This window comes from Salinivibrio socompensis S35, from assembly GCF_000513715.1.
Classification (GTDB): domain Bacteria; phylum Pseudomonadota; class Gammaproteobacteria; order Enterobacterales; family Vibrionaceae; genus Salinivibrio; species Salinivibrio socompensis.
On sequence record NZ_AQOD01000230.1, the window covers coordinates 1 to 1,696 of the forward strand.

Annotated in this window: 1 protein-coding gene and 1 pseudogene; both read left to right on the forward strand. The window is 60.4% G+C overall.

All coding sequences use genetic code 11. The features are described 5' to 3' along the window. Window positions 1–110: 110 nt before the first annotated feature. Window positions 111–599, forward strand: a pseudogene (locus DZ54_RS27250) (RTX toxin); the annotation flags it as partial. Then, the gene (locus tag DZ54_RS27255) at window positions 585–1,622 is read left to right on the forward strand and encodes a hypothetical protein (RefSeq protein ID WP_338057084.1); all 1,038 of its coding nucleotides are present in this window, start codon (window positions 585–587) and stop codon (window positions 1,620–1,622) included. The pseudogene DZ54_RS27250 and the gene DZ54_RS27255, both read left to right, overlap by 15 nt. Window positions 1,623–1,696 lie beyond the last annotated feature (74 nt).

The following is a 1,696-nucleotide window of genomic DNA, read 5'->3' on the forward strand; positions in this document are numbered from 1 at the left end:
TAAGTGACGACAGCGACTATCGACTTGAATGCGGTAGGCGATGGCAACCTCAGCGCGAGCGAAGCGGATGCGGTGACGTTGGACGGTACAACTGACACGTCGAAGCCGGTCAGACAGTGACCTTGACCGTGACCGACAGCGCGGACCCAGCCAACACCGCCGAGTTCGAGGCGACCGTTCAAGCGGACGGTACGTTCAGCACCACGGAAGACCTAAGCGCAGCCGGTCTGGTTGATGGCAACATCACCGTGAAAGCGGATGTGACAGATACAGCGGGCAACCCCGCGAGCGACACAGAAACCGCGACGTTGGATGCGGATCTAAGTGACGACCAGCCGACTATCGACTTGAATGCGGTAGGCGATGGCAACCTCAGCGCGAGCGAAGCGGATGCGGTGACGTTGGACGGTACAACTGACAACGTCGAAGCCGGTCAGACAGTGACCTTGACCGTGACCGACAGCGCGGACCCAGCCAACACCGCCGAGTTCGAGGCGACCGTTCAAGCGGACGGTACGTTCAGCACCACGGAAGACCTAAGCGCAGCCGGTCTGGTTGATGGCAACATCACCGTGAAAGCGGATGTGACAGATACAGCGGGCAACCCCGCGAGCGACACAGAAACCGCGACGTTGGATGCGGATCTAAGTGACGACCAGCCGACTATCGACTTGAATGCGGTAGGCGATGGCAACCTCAGCGCGAGCGAAGCGGATGCGGTGACGTTGGACGGTACAACTGACAACGTCGAAGCCGGTCAGACAGTGACCTTGACCGTGACCGACAGCGCGGACCCAGCCAACACCGCCGAGTTCGAGGCGACCGTTCAAGCGGACGGTACGTTCAGCACCACGGAAGACCTAAGCGCAGCCGGTCTGGTTGATGGCAACATCACCGTGAAAGCGGATGTGACAGATACAGCGGGCAACCCCGCGAGCGACACAGAAACCGCGACGTTGGATGCGGATCTAAGTGACGACCAGCCGACTATCGACTTGAATGCGGTAGGCGATGGCAACCTCAGCGCGAGCGAAGCGGATGCGGTGACGTTGGACGGTACAACTGACAACGTCGAAGCCGGTCAGACAGTGACCTTGACCGTGACCGACAGCGCGGACCCAGCCAACACCGCCGAGTTCGAGGCGACCGTTCAAGCGGACGGTACGTTCAGCACCACGGAAGACCTAAGCGCAGCCGGTCTGGTTGATGGCAACATCACCGTGAAAGCGGATGTGACAGATACAGCGGGCAACCCCGCGAGCGACACAGAAACCGCGACGTTGGATGCGGATCTAAGTGACGACCAGCCGACTATCGACTTGAATGCGGTAGGCGATGGCAACCTCAGCGCGAGCGAAGCGGATGCGGTGACGTTGGACGGTACAACTGACAACGTCGAAGCCGGTCAGACAGTGACCTTGACCGTGACCGACAGCGCGGACCCAGCCAACACCGCCGAGTTCGAGGCGACCGTTCAAGCGGACGGTACGTTCAGCACCACGGAAGACCTAAGCGCAGCCGGTCTGGTTGATGGCAACATCACCGTGAAAGCGGATGTGACAGATACAGCGGGCAACCCCGCGAGCGACACAGAAACCGCGACTGGATGCGGATCTAAGTGACGACCAGCCGACTATCGACTGAATGCGGTAGGCGATGGCAACCTCAGCGCGAGCGAAGCGGATGMGGTGACGTA